The following is an 18,863-nucleotide window of genomic DNA, read 5'->3' as shown; positions in this document are numbered from 1 at the left end:
GGCAAGCACGCGGATCGCGGCATGAGCGTGCACTCGATCATGCAGTCAACCAGCGTGTCCCAGGTGCCGGCTGGGCTCGGACTATCCGTACTTGACGAGTCCGGCGCGCTGGGCCAGGAAGGCCGCCTCGGTCCGGTTTGTGCAGCCGAAACCGACGCGGCGAGTCGCGGTGAGACGAGTGCCCCCGGCACGGACGTGCCGTGGCTTGGTGGGCGTCGGTTCGTCACGTGGCCGGTGATCGGCCTGACTAGCATTCGCTCGTGGTCGAGGAGTTGATCCAGAAGGCGGCGGTCGAGGACGACAACGCGATCGAGGAACTGTGCCAGATTGCGGATACCGATCCGGGCCGGCTGACACCGCACCTGGGTTCCCTGCTCGATCGGGACGTGTTGTGGCCGGCGAAGCTGTACCGGTCGGCAGATGCCGACGTGGTTCGCCGGGTCATCGAGCGGATTGACGGCGGTCGGACGCCCGAGCGGCTCAACCATCTGCTCGTCATCCTGGCGCACACTGCTCATCCGCTCGCCGAGAGCGCCCTGCGTCGCTGGTCGACGCAGCCGCCAGCGGGCGCGGACGAGCTGCACATCAATGCGTTGAGCTACGCGCGTGAGGGCGGCTGGACGGTTGGACCGGATGGCAGCCGACGGGACCTGTGCGGTAGCACGGCGTACCAGTTGGTCATGCGCAACGCGACGCGACGCGCGGACAGTCCGATCTGTCCGTGGTGCGCGTCGCTGCTGTGGGCTGCCCTGGAAGTCGACACCGCGGAACCTGCCGTCGGTGCTGCTCTGACGCACACCGGCTGGTCCGGCCGGTTGCTGATCGAGACGTGTCACCTCTGTGCCTGCTACACAACGCTGTACAGCCAGGTCACACCGGCCGGCGCCGCCACCTGGTGGACCGGCAATACCCGCCCGAGCTATCTCGGCTCCACTACACCAGAGGACCCGCCAGCAGTGGCACCGGCCCTGGGTCCGGCTCGGCCGAGCCCTTACCGGGCCAGCGCTTGGGATCGCGGCGGCTCAACGCTGGGCGGCTGGCCCGACTGGATCCAGGACGCCGAGCACGCCGACTGCCCCGGCTGCGGCCAACTCATGGACTACGTGGGCCTGATTGGCGGCGCGGACTTCGACGACTACGGCGAGGGTGCCTACTACCTGCACCTGCGCCAGCCATGCGGATTCGCGGCAGTGAACTACCAGCAGAGCTGACCGCCGTACGTGCTCAGTCCGTTGGCCGTTGTGTACCACCCCCGCGCACATCACGGCACTGCTGCCATCGAGTCAGAACCACATCCATGGACGGATCACGATCCACACCCGCTGACGCCACCGTGTGCGTCGTGGGTGGAGGAAGATTCGGAAGTCATCGAGCGCATTGCCTGCGGTGCCGTGGATGTGGGGCACCGCCTGGGCTCGGCGTAGTGCGGCAACAACCCGGCGTTCGTCCAGTTGACCGTAGACCCTCGCAAGGTGCCCTAGACACGTTGCGGCGAGGGCGCTGACCTGGTGATCCTCGTGATCGAGCAAGCGAAGATGCAGCTCCTGTAGTTCTTTCCGGTCTCCGTCTCCGTACAAGACCGTGCCGACCATGGCGTTCAGCGCGGCGGACATGTCACCCCGGTCGAGCGCGGCGTGCACCGCAGCCGGCGTGGACGGCGGCGGGTTGTAAAAGACGTGGTGCTCATGGCGCACCGTTACATCCTCCTATGTCCGCACGAGGCAAGTCGCCGCGTCATCAGCGGGGGTGTTAGGGCATCTCAGGTTGTGGATTCTTCCCGCAGATGATCGAAGAATTTGCCCTACCCTCGGCCAGTGGCCAACTCAGAGGACCTCGTCCAGGATCTTGACGGGTCTGCTGTCGATCTGAGGATCGGCACGCCGGAGCGTGAGGCCGCGCGCGAGGCTCTCGACGAGCATCTCGCCGCCGAGCGGCTGGACCATGCCGAGTATGAGCAGCGGTGGGCAGCGTGCCAGACGGCGCGTACCCAGGCTGAGCTGCTGCAGGTTTTCGTTGACCTCCCCGCTCCCCATCCCGACCTTCCCAGGTCGCCAGGCCCGTCGGCAGACGCCGACGAGGACATGCCGCCCCTCGCTGTGGCGGTCTGCCTCGCGCTGCTGCTGGGGCTGCCGGTGACGGTCGTCCTCGGCTTCGTATACGGCGCTTGGTGGAGCCTTGCTGTGCCGGTGGCCCTGAGCGTGGCGCTGGTCTACACCGAGCACCTGCTGAGGCGCGTACGCAGCCAACAACCGCAGTAGACGGTCGGGGCACGACTTGCGGCATGTGCGCGCATCTCTACGGTGCCTGCTCCACAAACGTGTCGTCGAACGGCCAGTGATCAGCGCCAAGATCGGTTCGGATGCTGCACCGGTACCTGAGTAGGTCGATCCGGTCCGCGTCGTCCAGGTCCCGGTCCGGCTGTCTCGACGGATCGGCGTCGACGTTGTAGTAAAGGTGGCCCTCGGTGATGTAGTCGCGACGAAAATCCGTACTCCACTGGGAGTTGTGACCCCATCCGTGGGATAGATCCACCACTCTGCGGTTGCACCGCCACCAGGCCCAGTACAGCGCCGAGCGTGCCGCCACGTCGGCGTCGAGGTGGTGAGCGCCGGCCCGGACCGCCACGCCTGCTCGGGCCACCAGCAGGCTGCCGACGATCGCGCCCGGCCAGAACTCGCCGACGACGCTCGGCGGCTCGTCAGCGTCGTCGCTGACCTGCACCGAGACGATCTCATGGAAGAACGGGTGGAATGACGACTCAGCCAGCGGTGCCGCCCCGATCGCCGCGCGGAACGCCAGCCATGCCGACGTGCCCGGGATGGTGCCCCGCCACCACGGCATGCCGCTGGTCCAGTCCAGCAACTGCGGATCGGAGTTGTCCTGTTGAAAGGCCGACAGCAGCACGTCGACGATGCGACTGAACGCGTACAACCCTTCCAGGGCCGTGTAGTGGTTGCCCTCGCGCGGAACACGCACCCGGCGGCTGTCCGGACGGCCCAACTCATGCAACTCGGCTACGAGGTGAGGACGCCTGTCTAGCCAAGGCTGTAACACCTCGCCACCCCAACCCGCAGCCGGACCATCCCGCAGCTCGACGAACAAGTCTTGGAACTCCCACAGCGTCGACGGCACGCCGCGCACGGTAAGCCACCCGCACCGCGGCGACAACCGGCTTCTGACAGGACGTGGCCGCCATGGCAGGGCCGGTGCGCGCACGACTACGACGGCGCAGCCCTTGATCACATGCGCTGTCATCGGCAGATCCGGACACCGCAGGGGCTCGGCGAACATCACCGTATGTAGTCGACGATTTCGTACGGACGGCGACTCAACCATCAACTGGTCACTGAACCTGTGGATGTCGATGGCCGCCTGCGGTCCGGCACGGCGACTCGTACGCCGACAGCGGGCAGGATCAGTGACGCAGTTCGGTGACGAACGCCGACCAGGCACCCCGATCGAAGCGCAACATGGGCCCTGCCGGGTCCTTGGAGTCCCGCACCGCCAACCCCAACTCGGCTACCAGTTCCGCCACCTCTACGCAGTTGGAGCCACTCGCGCTACTTCGGCTGCTCCTGCGCCACTTCAGATCGTGAGCGGTCATCAGTCGACCCCTTGTGAATGCAAATCACCCCGGATAGTCGTCAGCAACCCTGCTCAGGAAGGCGGCCGACTCGTCGGGGTCGAGCGCCTTGGCCCTGAGATGGTCAAACATGAGTCTATATCGCGCCACGTGCCTCTCCTCCTCAAGCAGGAGAGTGCTGCAGTCGTTGTCGATGTAGGCGACCGTCGGGTCCAACGCCGGATCGACGTAGTCAAGCAGGGCAAACGGGCCACCCATCGCCGCATGTGCACCAGCTGAGAAGGGCAGGATCTGCACCTCGACCGTCGGTAGTTCATTCGCCTCGATCAGCCGCGCCGCCTGGGCGCGCATGACCTCCGGTCCACCGACGACCCGGCGGATGGCTGCCTCGTCGATGACGATCCACAACCTCGGCGGCTCGTCCTTGGAGAGCAACACTTTACGAGCAAGGCGAGCTGCCACGCGCCGATCGATTTCGTCCTGGTCGGCGGTGCTGCGGCCAGCCCGGACGATGGCACGGACGTACTCCTCGGTCTGCAACAGGCCCGGTACGTAAAGGCTCTCGAATGTACTGATCGAGGTCGCCTCGGCCTCGAAGCCGACGTAGTCGTCCGGCAGCACGTCACCGTACGCGCTCCACCATCCTTTCTGGCGGGCCTGCCGGTGTAGCGCCGTCAGCGACTCCCGCTCCTCTGCGGTGGCACCGTAAAGGTCGAGCAACACTTGCAGGTCCTTAGCCATCACCCGCGAGTGCCCGAGTTCGAATCGGATGACCTTGGTCCGGTGCCAGCCAAGCTGATTGGCCACCTCTTCAGCGGTGAGACCCGTGCGATCACGTAGCCGGCGCAGCTCCCGTCGCAAACGGCGGGCTCTGATCGTCGGGCTCGGCACTTGCGCCATCCTCAGCACCTCCACGCGGAGTCACCGATTCTTTCCAGAGGGCAAGCGAGGAGTCAAGTCGTTGCCTTTGAAGTTAGGACGTTGCATTTTGTCGCGGCGTGGTCCAGGCTCTTGGTAATCGATCGATCACAGAGTGAGAGGGAGGCGGCATGACGGACAATCGGTCGTCGCGATGGGGACGGCGGGCCGAGCGAGCCGCCGGGTTCCAGGAGGAGTTGGCCGCCGTACTGGATGGGGCTGACGTGTCCGAACGCCAGCGGGCCGCCATCGCCCACGCGCTGACCAGGCAGTCCGCCCTCACGTCGTACGTCGAGGCGCTGGTCGACCGGTACACGTCGGAGCGTGAGCGGCGGTCGGGTGCCCTACCACTCGCCACTGCGGACCGGCTTCCTCGCCGCTGGACGTTGCACCTGACCTACCTGGCCGTCGACCCGCAGGAGGCCCGGGAGCAGGCGGTCGTCTACACGGAGGGCCTGACGATTCTCCGCCCCGAGTTGCCCGGGGGCGCCGCGCTGCTGTCCCGCGCGGATGCCTGGAACCACGTCGAGCCGGTGTTCTGCGGCCGGATCGGCCCCGACAACGAGATCTGCATGGACGTCACCGGGCATCCCGGCTTCCACCGCGCGGCCGGCCTCGGCGGGCTCTGCTGGGGCGACGGCGACCGGTGAACGCCCCCCGGCGTGATTGCTCCTACGGCATGGCGCTGGTGAATCCAGCGCCGCAGAAGGGATGTTGACGAGATGCCGAACCGGGTCTCCATCGATCATCGGGTGATGGGCGGGGTTCCATGCATCAAGGGAACTCGGATCCCTGTTGCCACCATCGTGGGCTTGCTGGGGCAGGGCTACAGCGTTGACGAAGTTCTGTCTGAATATCCGACGTTGAGTCGCGATGACATCCTCGCCGCGCTGCGGTTCGCCGCGGCAGCCGTGGACGAGCGGGAGTTGCCGTTGCGGATGACCGCGTGAGATTTCTCGTCGACGAATGCCTGTCGATTCGTGTTTCTTCGCTGCTTGCGGCGGAGGGGCACGACGCCGTGTATGTCGTGGAACGGGGACTGGCTGGTACACCAATGATGAGGTACTGCGGCTGGCCGTGACTGAGAACCGGGTCCTCCTCTCGGCGGACACGGACTTCGGCGAGATCTTGGCACGAACTCGCCAAGAGACTCCCAGCGATCGCTGTCTCCTCGGGTCCGTAGAATCCCGGGATGTCCTCCCCCACCGCACCGACCACCGAGGCCGCGCTTGAGACGCTGCGGCGGGTCTTCGGGTACGACTCGTTCCGGGGTTTCCAGCGCGAGGTCATCGACCACGTGGTGGCCGGCGGTGACGCGCTGGTGCTGATGCCGACCGGCGGCGGCAAGTCGCTGTGCTACCAGATCCCGGCACTGGTACGCGACGGCGTCGCGGTGGTCATCTCGCCGTTGATCGCGCTGATGCAGGACCAGGTCGACGCGTTGACCGCAGTCGGTGTCCGGGCCGGTTTCCTCAACTCCACGCTGGATCTGGAGACCCGCCGCCTGGTCGAGGCGGAGTTCGTAGCCGGGGAGATCGACCTGCTCTACCTCGCACCGGAGGCGCTGGCCAGCCGGGCCACGCTGAGCCTGCTGGAGCGGGGCCGGATCGGCCTGTTCGCCATCGACGAGGCGCACTGCGTGTCGCAGTGGGGCCACGATTTCCGGCCGGACTACCTGAACCTGTCGATGCTGCACGAGCGCTGGCCGGGGGTGCCCCGCATCGCGCTGACCGCCACCGCGACCAGCGCCACCCGGGCCGAGATCGCCACCCGCCTCAAGCTCACCGAGGCGCGGCACTTCGTGGCCAGCTTCGACCGGCCCAACATCCAGTACCGGATCGTGCCGAAGCGGGAACCGCGCAAGCAACTGCTCGCCCTGCTGCGCGACGAGCATCCGGGCGAGGCGGGCATCGTCTACTGCCTGTCCCGCGCATCGGTGGAGAAGATCGCCGACTTTCTGGTCGCCAACGGCATCGACGCGCTGCCGTACCACGCCGGGCTGGACGCGGGCACCCGCGCCGCCAACCAGCAGCGCTTCCTGCGCGCCGACGGCGTGGTGATGGTGGCGACGATCGCCTTCGGGATGGGCATCGACAAGCCGGACGTACGCTTCGTCGCCCACCTGGACCTGCCCAAGTCGGTCGAGGGGTACTACCAGGAGACCGGCCGCGCCGGCCGCGACGGACTGCCGTCGACCGCCTGGCTGGCGTACGGGCTCCAGGATGTGGTCCAGCAGCGGAAAATGATCGACACCTCCGAGGGCGACCTGGCTCACCGGCGTAACCTCGCCGCCCACCTCGACGCGATGCTGGCGCTCTGCGAGACGGTGCGCTGCCGCCGGGTGCAACTGCTCGACTACTTCGGTCAGACGCTGGACGGCACCTGCGGCAACTGCGACACCTGCCTGGAGCCGCCGGAGTCCTGGGACGGCACGGTGGCCGCGCAGAAGCTGCTCTCCACGGTCTTCCGGCTGGACCGTGAGCGCAACCAACGATTCGGCGCCGGGCACTGCATCGACATCCTGCTGGGTCGCACCACCGACAAGATCACTCAACATCGACACGACTCGCTGACCGTGTTCGGCATCGGTGGTGAGCTGAGCGAGGCGGAGTGGCGTGGCGTGGTCCGGCAGCTGCTCGCCGAGGGACTGCTGGCCGTGGAGGGCGACTACGGCACGCTGGCCCTCACCGACGCCAGCGCCGAGGTGCTCGGTCGGCGGCGTACCGTCATGCTGCGCCGCGAGGTGACGCGGCCGGCACGGGTGGCCAAGCCCCGTGGCGCGGCCACCGTGGTCGCCGAGCTGCCGGCGGAGGCGGCCGGCACGTTCGAGCGGCTGCGGGCCTGGCGGGCGGCCACCGCGAAGGAGCAGGGCGTACCCGCGTACGTCATCTTCCACGACGCGACGTTGCGGCAGATCGCGGCCGATGCGCCGTCGTCGCTGGCCGAGTTGTCCCGGATCAGCGGGGTGGGCGAGAACAAGCTGGCCAAGTACGGCGAGCAGCTCCTCGGGGTGCTCGCCGGCTCCGCCTGAGTTCCGCTGGATTCGCTATCGCCGCCGACGATCCGTTCGTGCCATCAGCTCGACAGGAGCGACACCCCGGACCAGCCGGCGGCGGCCAGGCCGAACTGACGGCTACTGCTCGCCGCCGGCACCGAGCGCGGTGAGGATCGCCTCGGCGGTACGCCGGCCTACGCCGGGGACCTCGGTGATCTCCTCGACGGTGGCCGCCGACAGGCGCTTGAGCGAGCCGAAGTGGCGCAGCAGCGCCTTACGGCGCACCTCGCCCAGGCCGGGGACGCTGTCCAACGCCGAGGTGGTCATCCGCTTGGAGCGGCGCTGCCGGTGGAAGGTGATGGCGAAGCGGTGCGCCTCGTCGCGGACCCGTTGCAGCAGGTAGAGCCCCTCCGAGGCGCGCGGCAGGATGACCGGGAAGTCGTCGTCGGGCAGCCAGACCTCCTCCAGTCGCTTGGCCAGCCCGCACAGCGCCACGTCGTCGATGCCGAGCTCGGCGAGGGCCTGCGCGGCGGCGGCGACCTGCGGCGCTCCGCCGTCGACCACGACGAGCTGCGGTGGGTACGCGAACCGGCGCGGCCGGCCGGTGGTCGGGTCGACCAGGGCACCGATGCGCGGCTCGTCGCCGCCGTCGACGGCGACCTGCACGGCACCGAGCACGTCGGGCGCCTGCTCATGGCCGGAGTCGGGCGCCTGCTCATGGCCGACGTCGGGCGCCTGCTCACCACCGACGGCGAGGTCGGCAGCGGAGACGGCGAGGTCGGCGGCCGATTCGACGCCCGCCTCACCTGTCTCGGCGCGAGCGTCGAGGTATCGGGCGAAGCGGCGACGCAGCACCTCGGACATCGCCGACAGGTCGTCAGTGGCGCCCCGGATGATGAACCGGCGGTACTCGCTCTTGCGGGGCAGTCCGTCCTCGAAGACGACCATGCTCGCCACCACGTCGGTGCCCTGGATCTGCGAGATGTCGAAACACTCGATCCGCAACGGCGCCGTGCGGAGACCGAGCGCCTCGGTGATCTCGTCGAGCGCCTTGCTGCGGGTGGTGAGGTCACCGGCCCGCTTGAGCTTGTGCCGCGCCAGGGCGTCCTTCGCGTTGCGTTCGACCGTCTCCAACAGGGCCCGCTTGTCGCCACGCTGCGGCACCCGCAGCGTCACCCGGCCGCCCCGGTGGCCGGAGAGCCAGTCGGCCAGCGCGTCGGCGTCGGCGGGCAGCTCGGGCACCAGCAGCTCGCGCGGCACGTCTGACTCGCCGTGCTCGCCGCCGTAGACCTGGGTGCAGAAGTGGTGCACCAGGTCGCCGGTGGTCAGCTCCTCGGTCTTCTCCACCACCCAGCCGCGCTGGCCGCGTACCCGGCCGTCGCGGATGCGGAAGACCTGCACGGCGGCTTCGAGCGGATCGTCGGCGAAGGCCACCACGTCGGCGTCGGTGCCGTCACCGAGCACCACAGTCTGCTTCTCCATCGCCCGGCGCAGCGCGGCGACGTCGTCGCGTAGCCGGGCCGCTCGTTCGAACTCCAACTCGGCGCTGGCCTCGGCCATCTCGCGTTCCAGCTTGCGGACCATGGTGTCGGTACGCCCGGCCATGAAGTCGCAGAAGTCGTTGACGATCTCGCGATGCCGCTCGGCGGAGACACTGCCGACGCACGGAGCCGAACACTTGCCGATGTATCCCAGCAGGCAGGGACGGCCGACCTGGCCGGCCCGCTTGAACACCCCGGCGGAGCAGGTGCGGGCCGGAAAGACGCGCAGCAGCAGATCGAGCGTCTCGCGGATCGCCCAGGCGTGTGAGTAGGGCCCGAAGTAGCGCACCCCCTTGCGCTTGGCCCCGCGCATCACCTGCAGCCGGGGGTACTCCTCGTCGAGGGTCACCGCCAGGTAGGGGTAGGACTTGTCGTCGCGGTACCGGACGTTGAACCTCGGGTCGTACTGCTTGATCCAGAGGTATTCGAGCTGGAGCGCCTCGACCTCGGTGCCCACGGTGACCCAGTCGACCGACTCGGCGGTGGTGACCATCTGCTGGGTGCGCTGGTGCAGCCCCCACAGGTCGGCGAAGTAGGAGTTGAGCCGGCTACGCAGGTTCTTCGCCTTGCCGACGTAGATCACTCGACCGGTGCCGTCGTAGAAGCGATAGACCCCCGGTGCCTCGGGGATTGTGCCCGGCGCGGGCCGGTAGGTCGACGGATCAGCCACACTCCGAGATTAGTCGCCACCTCCGACAGCCCAAATCATCCCCAGAACGCCCCATCACCACGACCGCCAGCACGGCGAGCGCCCTCGCGGCTGACGTCGCCAGCGCCTCCACTGCCGACGACGACTGCCTCGGGACCGCCCGCCGATCGACTCAGGCCAGCGCGATCTGGTCGCCGTCGACCTTGATGTTCCTGGCTGGCAGCGGCGTGGTGGCGGGGCCGGCCTTGACCGAGCCGTCCTCGATGGAGAACTTGCTGCCATGGCAGGTGCAGTTGATGGTGCCGCCGTCGACGTTCGACACCGGGCAGCCCTGATGGGTACAGACCGGGTCGAAGCCCTTGAAGTCACCCGCTGTCGGCTGAGTGATCACCACCCCCTGGGCGGCGAACACCGCGCCACCGCCGACCGGAATGTCGGTCGTCCGGGCCAGGGACTGGGCACCCTCGCGGTCCCCGCCGCCAGCGTCACCGGTGTTGGTGATCTGTGGCCCGGGGCTCGGTGCCGCGCCGTCGTCGCCCTCACCGCCGCAGGCGGCCAACACCATCGCCGCGCCGACCGCCCCCGCGCCGGTGAGCATCGCTCGGCGGGTACGCACTTCAGGCCCGGCCGGCACCGACTCCTCACTCATGCCAGCCCTCCGTCGCGCTCACTCATGCCTCGCCCCTCCGTCGGTCATCCCGATGTGCATGATCTGTGGCCACTCTCCCCTACACGCACCACTCTGCCCGGCGGTTCATCCGATCAGCCACCCGGGCGCGCCCGCCCGCCGGCCGATGGACGCACGCCGTGGCGCCCGGCCGTCGACCACGCCCGCCGATCGGGCCGTCAACGCGCGGCGGCGGTCTTCCGGCCACCCCGGGCCCGGCTGCCGTTGGCCTTCGCCGCCCGGGCGGTGGCCGCCACGGCACCCTTCGCCGCGCCGTCGAGCTTGAGGATGGTACGCAGGAACTGCCCGGTGTGACTCTCGACGACCTCGGCGACCTCCTCCGGGCTGCCGGTGGCGAGCACGGTGCCACCCCGGTGACCGCCCTCGGGACCCATGTCGATCAGCCAGTCGGCGCTCTTGATCACGTCGAGGTTGTGCTCGATCGTGATCACCGTGTTGCCCTTGTCGACGAGGCCCTCCAACACCAGCAGCAGCTTGCGGATGTCCTCGAAGTGCAGGCCGGTGGTCGGCTCGTCGAGCACGTAGACCGTCCGCCCGGTGGAGCGCTTCTGCAGCTCCGAGGCGAGCTTGACCCGCTGTGCCTCACCGCCGGAGAGCGTCGGCGCCGGCTGGCCCAGCCGCACGTAGCCCAGACCCACGTCGACCAGGGTCTTGAGGTGCCGGTGGATGGCCGGGATGGCGGAGAAGAACTCGGCCGCCTCCTCGATCGGCATCTCCAGCACGTCGGAGACGGTCTTGCCCTTGTAGTGCACCTCCAGGGTCTCCCGGTTGTACCGGGCGCCCTTGCAGACCTCGCAGGGGACGTACACGTCGGGCAGGAAGTTCATCTCGATCTTGATCGTGCCGTCGCCGGAGCACGCTTCGCAGCGGCCACCCTTGACGTTGAACGAGAATCGGCCGGGGCCGTACCCCCGCACCTTGGCCTCGGTGGTCTCGGCGAACAGCTTGCGCACGTGGTCCCAGACGCCGGTGTAGGTGGCCGGGTTGGAGCGGGGAGTGCGACCGATCGGCGACTGGTCCACGCCGACGACCTTGTCCACGTGCTCCAGGCCGGAAACCCGGGTGTGCCGGCCCGGCACCAGCCGGGCACCGTTGATCTGGTTGGCCAGCACCGCGTAGAGAATGTCGTTGACCAGGGTCGACTTGCCCGACCCGCTGACCCCGGTGACGGCGATCAACTGTCCCAGCGGGAAGCTCACGGTCAGGTTGCGCAGGTTGTGCTCGCGGGCCCCGTGCACCACCAGTTCCCGCCCCGGCGTCTGCGGCCGGCGTGCCGCGGGCGTCGGGATCTCCCGACGACCGGCCAGGTACGCCCCGGTCAGTGACTCCGGATTGTCCAGCAGCGCCGGCACCGAGCCGCTGTGCACGATCCGCCCGCCGTGCTCACCCGCGCCGGGACCGATGTCGACGATCCAGTCGGCGGTGCGGATGGTGTCCTCGTCGTGCTCCACCACGATCAACGTGTTGCCCAGGCCACGCAGCCGCACCAGGGTCTCGATCAACCGGTGGTTGTCCCGCTGGTGCAGGCCGATCGAGGGCTCGTCCAGCACGTAGAGCACCCCGACCAGCCCGGAGCCGATCTGGGTCGCCAGCCGGATCCGCTGCGCCTCACCGCCGGAGAGCGTGCCGGCGGGCCGGTCCAGGGAAAGGTAGTCCAGCCCGACGTCGAGCAGGAACCGCAACCGGGCGTTGATCTCCTTGAGCACCCGCTCGGCGATCAGCTTCTGCCGGTCGGTCAACTCGATGCCGGCCAGCAGGTCGGCGCACTCGCCGACCGACAGGTTGCACACCTCGGCGATGCTGCGCCCGGCCAGGGTGACCGCGAGCACCTCGGGCTTGAGCCGGGCACCGCCGCAGGCGGCACAGGGCACGTCGCGCATGTAGCCCTCGTACTTGTCCCGGGACCACTCGCTCTCGGTGTCGGAGTGCCGGCGCTCGATCCACTGCACCACGCCCTCGAAGCCGGTGTAGTACGAGCGCTCCCGGCCGTACTTGTTGCGGTAACGCACGTGCACCTGGTCGTCGGAGCCGTGCAGGATCGTCTTCTGCGCCCGCGACGGCAACGCCCGCCAGGGCGTGTCGACGTCGAAGTGCTCAGCCTCGCCGAGCGCCTCCAGCAGGCGGAGGAAGTATTCCAGGTTGTGCCCGGTCGCCCAGGGCTGGATCGCTCCCTCCCGCAGCGAACGCTCCGGATCCGGGACGACCAGCTCGGGGTCGACCTCCTTCTTGGTGCCGAGGCCGGTGCACTCCGGGCAGGCGCCGTAGGGCGCGTTGAAGGAGAAGACCCGCGGTTCCAGGTCCTCGATCGCGAGAGGGTGGTCGTTGGGGCAAGCCAGGTGCTCGGAGTAGCGCCGCTCCCGGTCGGGGTCGTCCTCGGCCAGGTCGACGAAGTCGAGCAGGACCAGGCCACCGGAGAGGCCCAGGGCGGCCTCCACCGAGTCGGTCAGCCGCTGCTTGGCGCTGGGCTTGACACTGAGCCGGTCGATCACCACCTCGATGGTGTGCTTCTCCTGCTTCTTCAGCTTCGGCGGTTCGGTGAGCTGGTGAACCACGCCGTCGACCCGAGCCCGGGCGTACCCCTTGGACTGGAGTTCGGCGAAGAGGTCGACGTACTCGCCCTTGCGACCCCGCACGACCGGAGCGAGCACCATGAAGCGCGTCCCCTCCGCCATGGCCAGCACCCGGTCGACGATCTGCTGCGGGCTCTGCCGGGATATCCGCGCACCGCAGACCGGGCAGTGCGGCTCGCCGACACGGGCGAAGAGCAGCCGCAGGTAGTCGTAGACCTCGGTGATCGTGCCGACCGTGGAGCGCGGGTTACGCGACGTCGACTTCTGGTCGATGGACACCGCCGGGCTCAGGCCCTCGATGAAGTCGACGTCCGGCTTGTCCATCTGGCCGAGGAACTGCCGGGCGTACGACGACAGCGACTCGACGTAGCGGCGCTGCCCCTCGGCGAAGATCGTGTCGAAGGCCAGGCTCGACTTGCCCGACCCGGACAGCCCGGTGAACACGATCAGTGCGTCCCGGGGCAGGTCGAGGCTGACGTCACGCAGGTTGTGCTCGCGTGCGCCACGGATGATCAGACGGTCGGCCACGGTCCGTGTACTCCCGGGTGAGACGAAGAGGAAGATCTGTCCGCTTGTGCGGTGAATCCAGCGGTTGTGTCAGCGCGGAGAGTGCGCCCCGGCAACTGTAAACCCGCCCCCCGACAACTTCCCCCACCCCACATCCCACCCCCACCCACCCCACCCACCCCCCAACCCCAGCCCCAGCCCCAGCCCCAGCCCCAGCCCCAGCCCCAGCGATCATGCAGTTGTGGAACGTGACAAAGGCGACAAAATACCACGTATCAACAACCACAACTGCATGATCGACGGGGTGGGGTGGGTCAGTGGGTGCGGGTGGGGCGGGTGGAGCGGCGGCGGGTTTCGTGGGCGATCTCCCGTTGCAGCCGGCGCCAGCTCTCCCACCGGCGGGTGGTCAGCACACCGGAATCCAGCGCCGACCGCACCGCGCAACCCGGTTCGGCCTCGTGTCCGCAGTCGCCGTACCGGCAGTCGGCGGCCAGTTCGGCGATGTCGGCGAAGGCGCGGTCGAGCCCGGTCGCGCCGTCGAGCAGGCCGACCGCCCGGACCCCGGGGGTGTCCACCACGGCACCCCCACCGGGCAGCAGCACCAGCGCTCGCCAGGTGGTGGTGTGCCGGCCCTTGCCGTCGACCCGACGGATCGCCTGGGTGGGCATCACCACCGTCGAGGCGAGTGCGTTGACCAGGCTCGACTTGCCTGCGCCGGAGGGACCGAGCAGCCCGAGGGTGCGGCCGGGGCCGATCTCGGCGCGCAGCGGTTCCAGGCCGGTACCGCGTTCGGCGCTGACCGGCAGCACCGGCACGCCGGGCGCGAGCGCCGCCAGTTGACGCGCCACCGCAGCCGGATCGGCCGCCAGATCGGTCTTGGTCAGCACCACCAGCGGCCGGGCACCCGACTCATGGACCAGGGAGAGCAACCGCTCGATACGGGCGGCGTCCGGTGCCGGGTGCACCGGTTCCACCACGGCGGCCACGTCCAGGTTGGTGGCCAACAGTTGGCCGGTGGCGTCCTTGCCGGCGGTACGCCGGATCAACGCGGTACGCCGGGGCAGCACCGCCTGCACCGTCACCCGTCCGTCGGGCCAGGCGCACAACAGCACCCAGTCGCCGACGCAGGGCAGCCGGGTGGCATCGCCGACGGCGGCGGCCAACACGGCTCCGCCGGTCGAGGCGCGCACCGGCCCGTTCTCGGTGAACACGGTGCAGACGCCGCGGTCGACGCGGGCCACCCGACCAGGACGCTGGTCGGTACGGATACGTTCCAGATGGGCCGCCCGGTCGGTGTCCCAACCCAGGGCGGTCAACGTGATGGTCATGTCTCCTCGTTCAGTGTCGGTGCGGATGATGCACGGGTGCGGTGACCGGCATGACGACCACCACCTCCTCTGCTCCGGCGCCGCGCACGAACCTGGTCGATCTCCCCGATGATCACCGGGCGCACGCGGCGGAACAGGTGAGGCGTCCGCGGCGCGCGATCCGAGCTGAGGGAGTCGCTGACAAAGACGGTAGGTCGGACCACGCCACGCCGGAAGTGAATTCCCCGGCGACGCGGTGGGCGCGGGACGGCTAGGGTCAGCAACGTGACCATGGATCCGCTTCTGCTGACCGGCGACGTGGGCGATGCCACGGCTCGTCTGCTGCGGACGGCGGCCACCTTCGACGCCGCCGATCTCGCGACGCCGTCCCTGCTGCCGGGCTGGACCCGCGGACACGTGCTCGCCCACGTGTGCCGCAACGCCGACGCCTTCGTCAACCTGCTCACCTCCGCGCGCACCGGCGAGCGGATCCCGATGTACGCCAGCGCCACGGCCCGGACCGCCGACATCGAGGCAGGCGCCTCGCGTACCCCCGAGGAGCAGTTGGACGACCTGCGGCGCAGCGCGGACCGGTTCGCCGAGGCCGTCGCCGCCATGCCCGTGCCGGCGTGGGGTGCCACCGTGCAGACCCGAAACGGCTCGTGGCCGGCGGCCATGCTCGTCTGGGGTCGGCTGCGGGAACTGGAGGTCCACCACGTCGACCTGGCGGCCGGATACCGGCCGACGGACTGGTCACCGGACTTTGGTCACCGCCTGCTGCACGAGGTGACCAGCGGCTTCGCCGACCGGGGCGACGCACCGGCCATGGTGCTGCACTTCGACGGCAGCAACCACGAACTGGTGCTCGGCGACCGGGCCCAGGCACCGGTCATCGCCGGTCCCGCGGTCGAACTGGCCGCGTGGCTGACCGGCCGCGACCCCGGCACCACTCTGACCGTCACCCCCGACGGACAGCTACCCCGCCCGCCCGAATGGATCTAGGAGCCATGGCCTACAGCGGAGAAGTCACCCCCGGCGGCCCGCCGGCGGTACGCGAACTCGATCGACTGACCATCACCAAGGTGTCGGTCGGTCCGATGGACAACAACGCGTACCTGCTGCGGTGCGCCAACACCGGTGAGCAGGTGCTGATCGACGCCGCGAACGAGGCTCCCCGCCTACTGGAGCTGATCGGCGACGCGGGGCTCGCCGCGGTGGTGACCACCCATCAGCACATGGACCACTGGGTGGGCCTGGAAGAGGTGGTGGCCAAGACCGGTGCCCGTGCGCTGGTGCACGCCGACGACGCGGACGGGCTGCCGATCGAGGCCCAGACCCTCACCGACGGCGACGTCGTGCCGGTGGGTGACTGTGCCCTGGAGGTCATCCACCTGCGGGGCCATACCCCGGGCTCGGTGGCGCTGCTCTACCGCGACCCCGGTGGCGTGCCGCACCTTTTCACTGGCGACAGCCTTTTCCCCGGTGGGGTCGGCAACACCGACCGGGATCCGCAGCGGTTCGCCGCGCTCATCGACGACGTCGAGCACAAGCTGTTCGGCAGGCTGCCCGACGAGACCTGGTTCTACCCGGGGCACGGCCGGGACTCGACGCTCGGCGCGGAGCGTCCGCACCTGGCCGAGTGGCGCGCCCGCGGCTGGTGACCACCGCGCCGGTCAGGGAGCGATACGCAGCCGTCGGATCTGGTTGTCGTCGTAGTCCTCGAAGCGGTGCCGCAGGCCGGCGAAGGGGCTGCCGGGAAAATCGCCGGTGATGGTGACGGTGACCACGGTCCCTTCCGGCGTCTGCGTCACGTCGGTGATCTCGTACGACACCAGCGGCACCTCCTGCCGCCAGGCCCGGATCGCGGCGATGCCCTCGTGGGTCCTTCCTTCGTCCTCGACGACGGCGTCAGGGGCGAACAGCGCGAGGTAGGCATCGCTGTCGGGTTCACCGGCGAGCGCGAAGTAACGACGAATGAGCTGGGGCACGGTGCTCACGACAGGGTTCCTCTCCGGGCGGTGCGGGCACTCCTGATCCTGCCCGACCGGTCCGACAGCCACCCGGGGTTCAGCGGGAGACCGCGCGCAGCCGCCGCCGGGTGCCGAGCAGCACCAGTGCCGCCAGCAACAGTCCGCCGATCATGGTCACCAGCAGCGGACTCGTTCCGGCGGGAAAGAGCCCGGTCAGCGTCCGCGACGCGGTACCCACCGCCAGGTAGAGGCCGGTCCACCCGGCCGCGCCGAGCGCTGCGAACCCGAGAAACCGTCGGTACGGCATGTGCAGCCCGCCCGCGGCCAGCGGCAGTAGCGCGTTGAACACCGGCAGGAAAGGCGCGATCAGGACCAGCCTCCCGCCGTCGCGGCGCAGGATGGCCTCTGCCGCTGTCCACCGGGCTTCGCCGATCCAGCCGCCGAATCGGCTGTGCCGCAGCCGGTCGCCCCATCGCCGGCCGACCAGGAAGCTCAGCGACCAACCGGTGAGACACCCGGTGACCACGGCGACGAAGGTCGCCAACCCGGTGGAGGGGCTGCCGACCGCCACGGCGGCGAGCACCGCCACGTCGCCGGGCACGAGTACCCCGAACAGCGGCACCGCGTCGAAGAGCATGACCAGCCCGAGCACCGCCATCAGCACCACCACGGGAAGCTCTCCGACCTGCGCCAACTGGTCCGCCATGCCTCGTACGCTATGGCCTGCCCGCCACCGTGGGCACCGGGTTTCTTCCCCATTCTCCCGGCTGGTCCCTGAGGGTGATCCCTGACTTCTCGTCGCGACGAGGACCCATCCGCCGCACCGCCTGAGGCGCTTCGCCCCGCAAATCCGCTATACACCGGATACTGTCGGGGAGATATTGGGCGATCACCGGTGTGGAAGCCAGGGTCGCCCGCATGGAACAGGGAGAGAGTACGCATGGCAACCGGCACCGTGAAGTGGTTCAACTCCGAAAAGGGCTTCGGGTTCATCGAGCAGGACGGCGGGGGGCCTGACGTCTTCGTCCACTACTCAGCCATCCAGTCCGGCGGTTACCGCGAGCTGACCGAAGGCCAGAAGGTCGAGTTCGACGTGACCCAGGGGCAGAAGGGTCCGCAGGCGGACAACGTCCGTCCGCTCTGACTCGTGCCCGATCCGCGGCGCTGATCGCACGGCGGCGAGTGGCGGCCGATGCCGGACGCCACTCGCCGGGGCCGTCGCCTCAGGCTGCCAGGCGCCGACTCAACTCGTTCACGACCTGTTCGGCCACGGTGGGTGGGATCGCCGCGGCGATCTCCTCCGGGGTGAGACCGGCCAGCACCCCGGCGACGATCGCCTGCTCGTCGGTGAAGTCACGGTTCATCAGCGACTCCACCGCAGCCTGCAGCGCGGTGAGCTGGGTACCGATGCTGCGCAGTGACGGGTGTGCGACCTGCAGGGTGGGGTCTATGTGGTCCTCACCCATGGCCATCCGGGTGTAGGTCTGCCCGACGGGGTTGCGTCCGTCCAGGACGGTGAGGTTGCGGTGAACGGTCTTGAGCCAGTTGTGCTCCTCGGGTGTCATGTCGTTCTCTCTCTCCTCGGATTTGAGCAGTCCGATGGTGGTCAGGTAGCGGCGGAACAGGGGACGCTGGTCGCGGTTCGCCTTGATCGAGTCCCGGAAGAAGCTGAAGTGGGTGTGCCACAGATGGGACCGGTCGCCGGAACTGCGGCGGCCGAGCCGGTCCCAGCGCCGGACCACTTTGCCGTCCGGTGAGTAGATGATTTCGCGGATGTCGCGGGTGTCCCGGGTGTTGGCGACGCACTGCGCCACGCACCAGGTCGAGAAGGTGAACAGGTTGTGGGTACGGCCGCCGGAGTTGACCTGGAACATCCCCACGTCCAGGGCGGCGGCGTCGAGGGTCAGTCCGTTGCGGTCGCGGGGCGACTCCACCACCGAGTAGTCGTTGGCGACGACCCGGTCTGAACCAACGTGGTAGCCGCCCCGATGGTTGGCGTCGCCGACGATGCCGACCTCGTTGGGTTCGAGGTCCTCGTCGCGGTTACGCCTGGGGTCACGGTTGAGGTGTTCGAGCAGCAAGCTACGAACGGCGAGAAGATTTGCCGGTGCCCGCGTCATGGATTCCCCCTTCGC

At 69.0% G+C, this 18,863-nt stretch carries 19 protein-coding genes and 1 pseudogene; 9 read left to right on the top strand and 11 right to left on the bottom strand.

What is annotated here, in order from left to right; genetic code table 11:
• The first annotated feature begins 260 nt into the window (after window positions 1–260).
• Window positions 261–1,211 carry a hypothetical protein gene (locus tag Vlu01_RS23095; protein WP_204003142.1) on the top strand — a complete coding sequence of 317 codons (951 nt, stop codon included), beginning with the start codon at window positions 261–263 and terminating at the stop codon, window positions 1,209–1,211.
• Window positions 1,212–1,283: 72 nt separating this feature from the next.
• On the opposite strand, the gene Vlu01_RS23090 is transcribed toward Vlu01_RS23095, so the two are convergent.
• Window positions 1,284–1,694: a hypothetical protein gene (locus tag Vlu01_RS23090; RefSeq protein ID WP_204003140.1), complete on the bottom strand. Its 411-nt coding sequence runs from the start codon at window positions 1,692–1,694 to the stop codon at window positions 1,284–1,286.
• 120 nt (window positions 1,695–1,814) lie between these two features.
• Here Vlu01_RS23090 and Vlu01_RS23085 point away from each other — a divergent pair, with 120 nt between their 5' ends.
• Entirely contained in the window at window positions 1,815–2,258 is a 444-nt protein-coding gene (locus Vlu01_RS23085; RefSeq protein WP_204003138.1) for a DUF1707 SHOCT-like domain-containing protein, read from the top strand.
• 37 nt (window positions 2,259–2,295) lie between these two features.
• Here Vlu01_RS23085 and Vlu01_RS23080 read toward each other — a convergent pair whose 3' ends face one another.
• The 3 genes from Vlu01_RS23080 to Vlu01_RS23070 all read right to left on the bottom strand — a co-directional run bounded on the left by Vlu01_RS23080 (window position 2,296) and on the right by Vlu01_RS23070 (window position 4,483).
• The gene (locus tag Vlu01_RS23080; RefSeq protein ID WP_204003136.1) at window positions 2,296–2,976 is read right to left on the bottom strand and encodes a hypothetical protein; all 681 of its coding nucleotides are present in this window, start codon (window positions 2,974–2,976) and stop codon (window positions 2,296–2,298) included.
• A gap of 439 nt (window positions 2,977–3,415) precedes the next feature.
• On the bottom strand, window positions 3,416–3,604 hold the full coding sequence (locus Vlu01_RS23075) for a DUF397 domain-containing protein (RefSeq protein ID WP_204003134.1): 189 nt from the start codon (window positions 3,602–3,604) through the stop codon (window positions 3,416–3,418).
• Window positions 3,605–3,628: 24 nt separating this feature from the next.
• On the bottom strand, window positions 3,629–4,483 hold the full coding sequence (locus Vlu01_RS23070; RefSeq protein WP_204003132.1) for a helix-turn-helix domain-containing protein: 855 nt from the start codon (window positions 4,481–4,483) through the stop codon (window positions 3,629–3,631).
• A gap of 149 nt (window positions 4,484–4,632) precedes the next feature.
• Between Vlu01_RS23070 and Vlu01_RS23065 the strand changes: the two genes are divergently transcribed.
• From Vlu01_RS23065 to recQ, 4 genes and pseudogenes are all read left to right on the top strand, one after another.
• The gene (locus tag Vlu01_RS23065) at window positions 4,633–5,151 is read left to right on the top strand and encodes a hypothetical protein (protein ID WP_204003130.1); all 519 of its coding nucleotides are present in this window, start codon (window positions 4,633–4,635) and stop codon (window positions 5,149–5,151) included.
• 72 nt (window positions 5,152–5,223) lie between these two features.
• Window positions 5,224–5,451, top strand: coding sequence for a DUF433 domain-containing protein (locus Vlu01_RS23060; protein ID WP_204003128.1), 228 nt, complete (start codon window positions 5,224–5,226; stop codon window positions 5,449–5,451).
• Window positions 5,448–5,734: pseudogene (locus Vlu01_RS27995) on the top strand (DUF5615 family PIN-like protein). The gene Vlu01_RS23060 and the pseudogene Vlu01_RS27995 overlap by 4 nt, the downstream one beginning before the upstream one ends.
• Window positions 5,694–7,532 (top strand): DNA helicase RecQ, encoded by a 1,839-nt coding sequence (recQ, locus tag Vlu01_RS23050; protein ID WP_204003123.1) that lies wholly within the window; start codon window positions 5,694–5,696, stop codon window positions 7,530–7,532. The pseudogene Vlu01_RS27995 and the gene recQ overlap by 41 nt, the downstream one beginning before the upstream one ends.
• Window positions 7,533–7,634: 102 nt before the next feature.
• Here the strand turns inward: recQ and uvrC are convergent, their stop codons facing one another.
• The 4 genes from uvrC to rsgA form a co-directional block, all read right to left on the bottom strand.
• Window positions 7,635–9,707 (bottom strand): excinuclease ABC subunit UvrC, encoded by a 2,073-nt coding sequence (gene uvrC, locus Vlu01_RS23045; RefSeq protein WP_204003121.1) that lies wholly within the window; start codon window positions 9,705–9,707, stop codon window positions 7,635–7,637.
• A 151-nt stretch (window positions 9,708–9,858) separates the two neighbouring features.
• Complete coding sequence (locus Vlu01_RS23040; RefSeq protein ID WP_204003119.1) at window positions 9,859–10,335, bottom strand: Rieske (2Fe-2S) protein; 477 nt, start codon at window positions 10,333–10,335, stop codon at window positions 9,859–9,861.
• Window positions 10,336–10,532: 197 nt separating this feature from the next.
• Window positions 10,533–13,472 (bottom strand): excinuclease ABC subunit UvrA, encoded by a 2,940-nt coding sequence (gene uvrA / locus Vlu01_RS23035; RefSeq protein WP_204003117.1) that lies wholly within the window; start codon window positions 13,470–13,472, stop codon window positions 10,533–10,535.
• A gap of 293 nt (window positions 13,473–13,765) precedes the next feature.
• Complete coding sequence (rsgA, locus tag Vlu01_RS23030; RefSeq protein ID WP_204003115.1) at window positions 13,766–14,779, bottom strand: ribosome small subunit-dependent GTPase A; 1,014 nt, start codon at window positions 14,777–14,779, stop codon at window positions 13,766–13,768.
• Window positions 14,780–15,043: 264 nt separating this feature from the next.
• Between rsgA and Vlu01_RS23025 the strand changes: the two genes are divergently transcribed.
• Both Vlu01_RS23025 and Vlu01_RS23020 read left to right on the top strand, forming a co-directional pair.
• Complete coding sequence (locus tag Vlu01_RS23025) at window positions 15,044–15,760, top strand: maleylpyruvate isomerase family mycothiol-dependent enzyme (RefSeq protein WP_204003113.1); 717 nt, start codon at window positions 15,044–15,046, stop codon at window positions 15,758–15,760.
• A gap of 5 nt (window positions 15,761–15,765) precedes the next feature.
• Window positions 15,766–16,419, top strand: coding sequence for an MBL fold metallo-hydrolase (locus tag Vlu01_RS23020; protein ID WP_204003110.1), 654 nt, complete (start codon window positions 15,766–15,768; stop codon window positions 16,417–16,419).
• 12 nt (window positions 16,420–16,431) lie between these two features.
• On the opposite strand, the gene Vlu01_RS23015 is transcribed toward Vlu01_RS23020, so the two are convergent.
• Both Vlu01_RS23015 and Vlu01_RS23010 read right to left on the bottom strand, forming a co-directional pair.
• On the bottom strand, window positions 16,432–16,755 hold the full coding sequence (locus Vlu01_RS23015) for a nuclear transport factor 2 family protein (RefSeq protein WP_204003107.1): 324 nt from the start codon (window positions 16,753–16,755) through the stop codon (window positions 16,432–16,434).
• A gap of 70 nt (window positions 16,756–16,825) precedes the next feature.
• A complete protein-coding gene (locus Vlu01_RS23010) occupies window positions 16,826–17,434 on the bottom strand; it encodes a DedA family protein (RefSeq protein ID WP_204003105.1) in 609 nt (202 codons plus the stop codon).
• Between the two features lie 234 nt (window positions 17,435–17,668).
• On the opposite strand from Vlu01_RS23010, the gene Vlu01_RS23005 reads away from it, so the two are divergent.
• Window positions 17,669–17,872 (top strand): cold-shock protein, encoded by a 204-nt coding sequence (locus Vlu01_RS23005; RefSeq protein WP_093401468.1) that lies wholly within the window; start codon window positions 17,669–17,671, stop codon window positions 17,870–17,872.
• Window positions 17,873–17,951: 79 nt separating this feature from the next.
• Here the strand turns inward: Vlu01_RS23005 and Vlu01_RS23000 are convergent, their stop codons facing one another.
• The gene (locus Vlu01_RS23000; RefSeq protein ID WP_204003103.1) at window positions 17,952–18,848 is read right to left on the bottom strand and encodes a hypothetical protein; all 897 of its coding nucleotides are present in this window, start codon (window positions 18,846–18,848) and stop codon (window positions 17,952–17,954) included.
• Window positions 18,849–18,863 lie beyond the last annotated feature (15 nt).

Source organism: Micromonospora lutea (genome assembly GCF_016863535.1).
GTDB lineage: Bacteria > Actinomycetota > Actinomycetes > Mycobacteriales > Micromonosporaceae > Micromonospora > Micromonospora lutea.
Note: the sequence above shows the minus strand (reverse complement) of the source record. Positions and strands in the feature narration are given on the sequence as shown.

Coding starts and splice junctions, on each gene's coding strand:
- Vlu01_RS23020 (WP_204003110.1), top strand. CDS start 15,766: ATGGCCTACAGCGGAGAAGTCACCCCCGGCGGCCCGCCGGCGGTACGC.
- rsgA (WP_204003115.1), bottom strand. CDS start 14,779: ATGACCATCACGTTGACCGCCCTGGGTTGGGACACCGACCGGGCGGCC.
- Vlu01_RS23075 (WP_204003134.1), bottom strand. CDS start 3,604: ATGACCGCTCACGATCTGAAGTGGCGCAGGAGCAGCCGAAGTAGCGCG.
- Vlu01_RS23000 (WP_204003103.1), bottom strand. CDS start 18,848: ATGACGCGGGCACCGGCAAATCTTCTCGCCGTTCGTAGCTTGCTGCTC.
- Vlu01_RS23040 (WP_204003119.1), bottom strand. CDS start 10,335: ATGAGTGAGGAGTCGGTGCCGGCCGGGCCTGAAGTGCGTACCCGCCGA.
- recQ (WP_204003123.1), top strand. CDS start 5,694: ATGTCCTCCCCCACCGCACCGACCACCGAGGCCGCGCTTGAGACGCTG.
- Vlu01_RS23005 (WP_093401468.1), top strand. CDS start 17,669: ATGGCAACCGGCACCGTGAAGTGGTTCAACTCCGAAAAGGGCTTCGGG.
- Vlu01_RS23070 (WP_204003132.1), bottom strand. CDS start 4,483: ATGGCGCAAGTGCCGAGCCCGACGATCAGAGCCCGCCGTTTGCGACGG.
- Vlu01_RS23065 (WP_204003130.1), top strand. CDS start 4,633: ATGACGGACAATCGGTCGTCGCGATGGGGACGGCGGGCCGAGCGAGCC.
- Vlu01_RS23010 (WP_204003105.1), bottom strand. CDS start 17,434: ATGGCGGACCAGTTGGCGCAGGTCGGAGAGCTTCCCGTGGTGGTGCTG.
- Vlu01_RS23060 (WP_204003128.1), top strand. CDS start 5,224: ATGCCGAACCGGGTCTCCATCGATCATCGGGTGATGGGCGGGGTTCCA.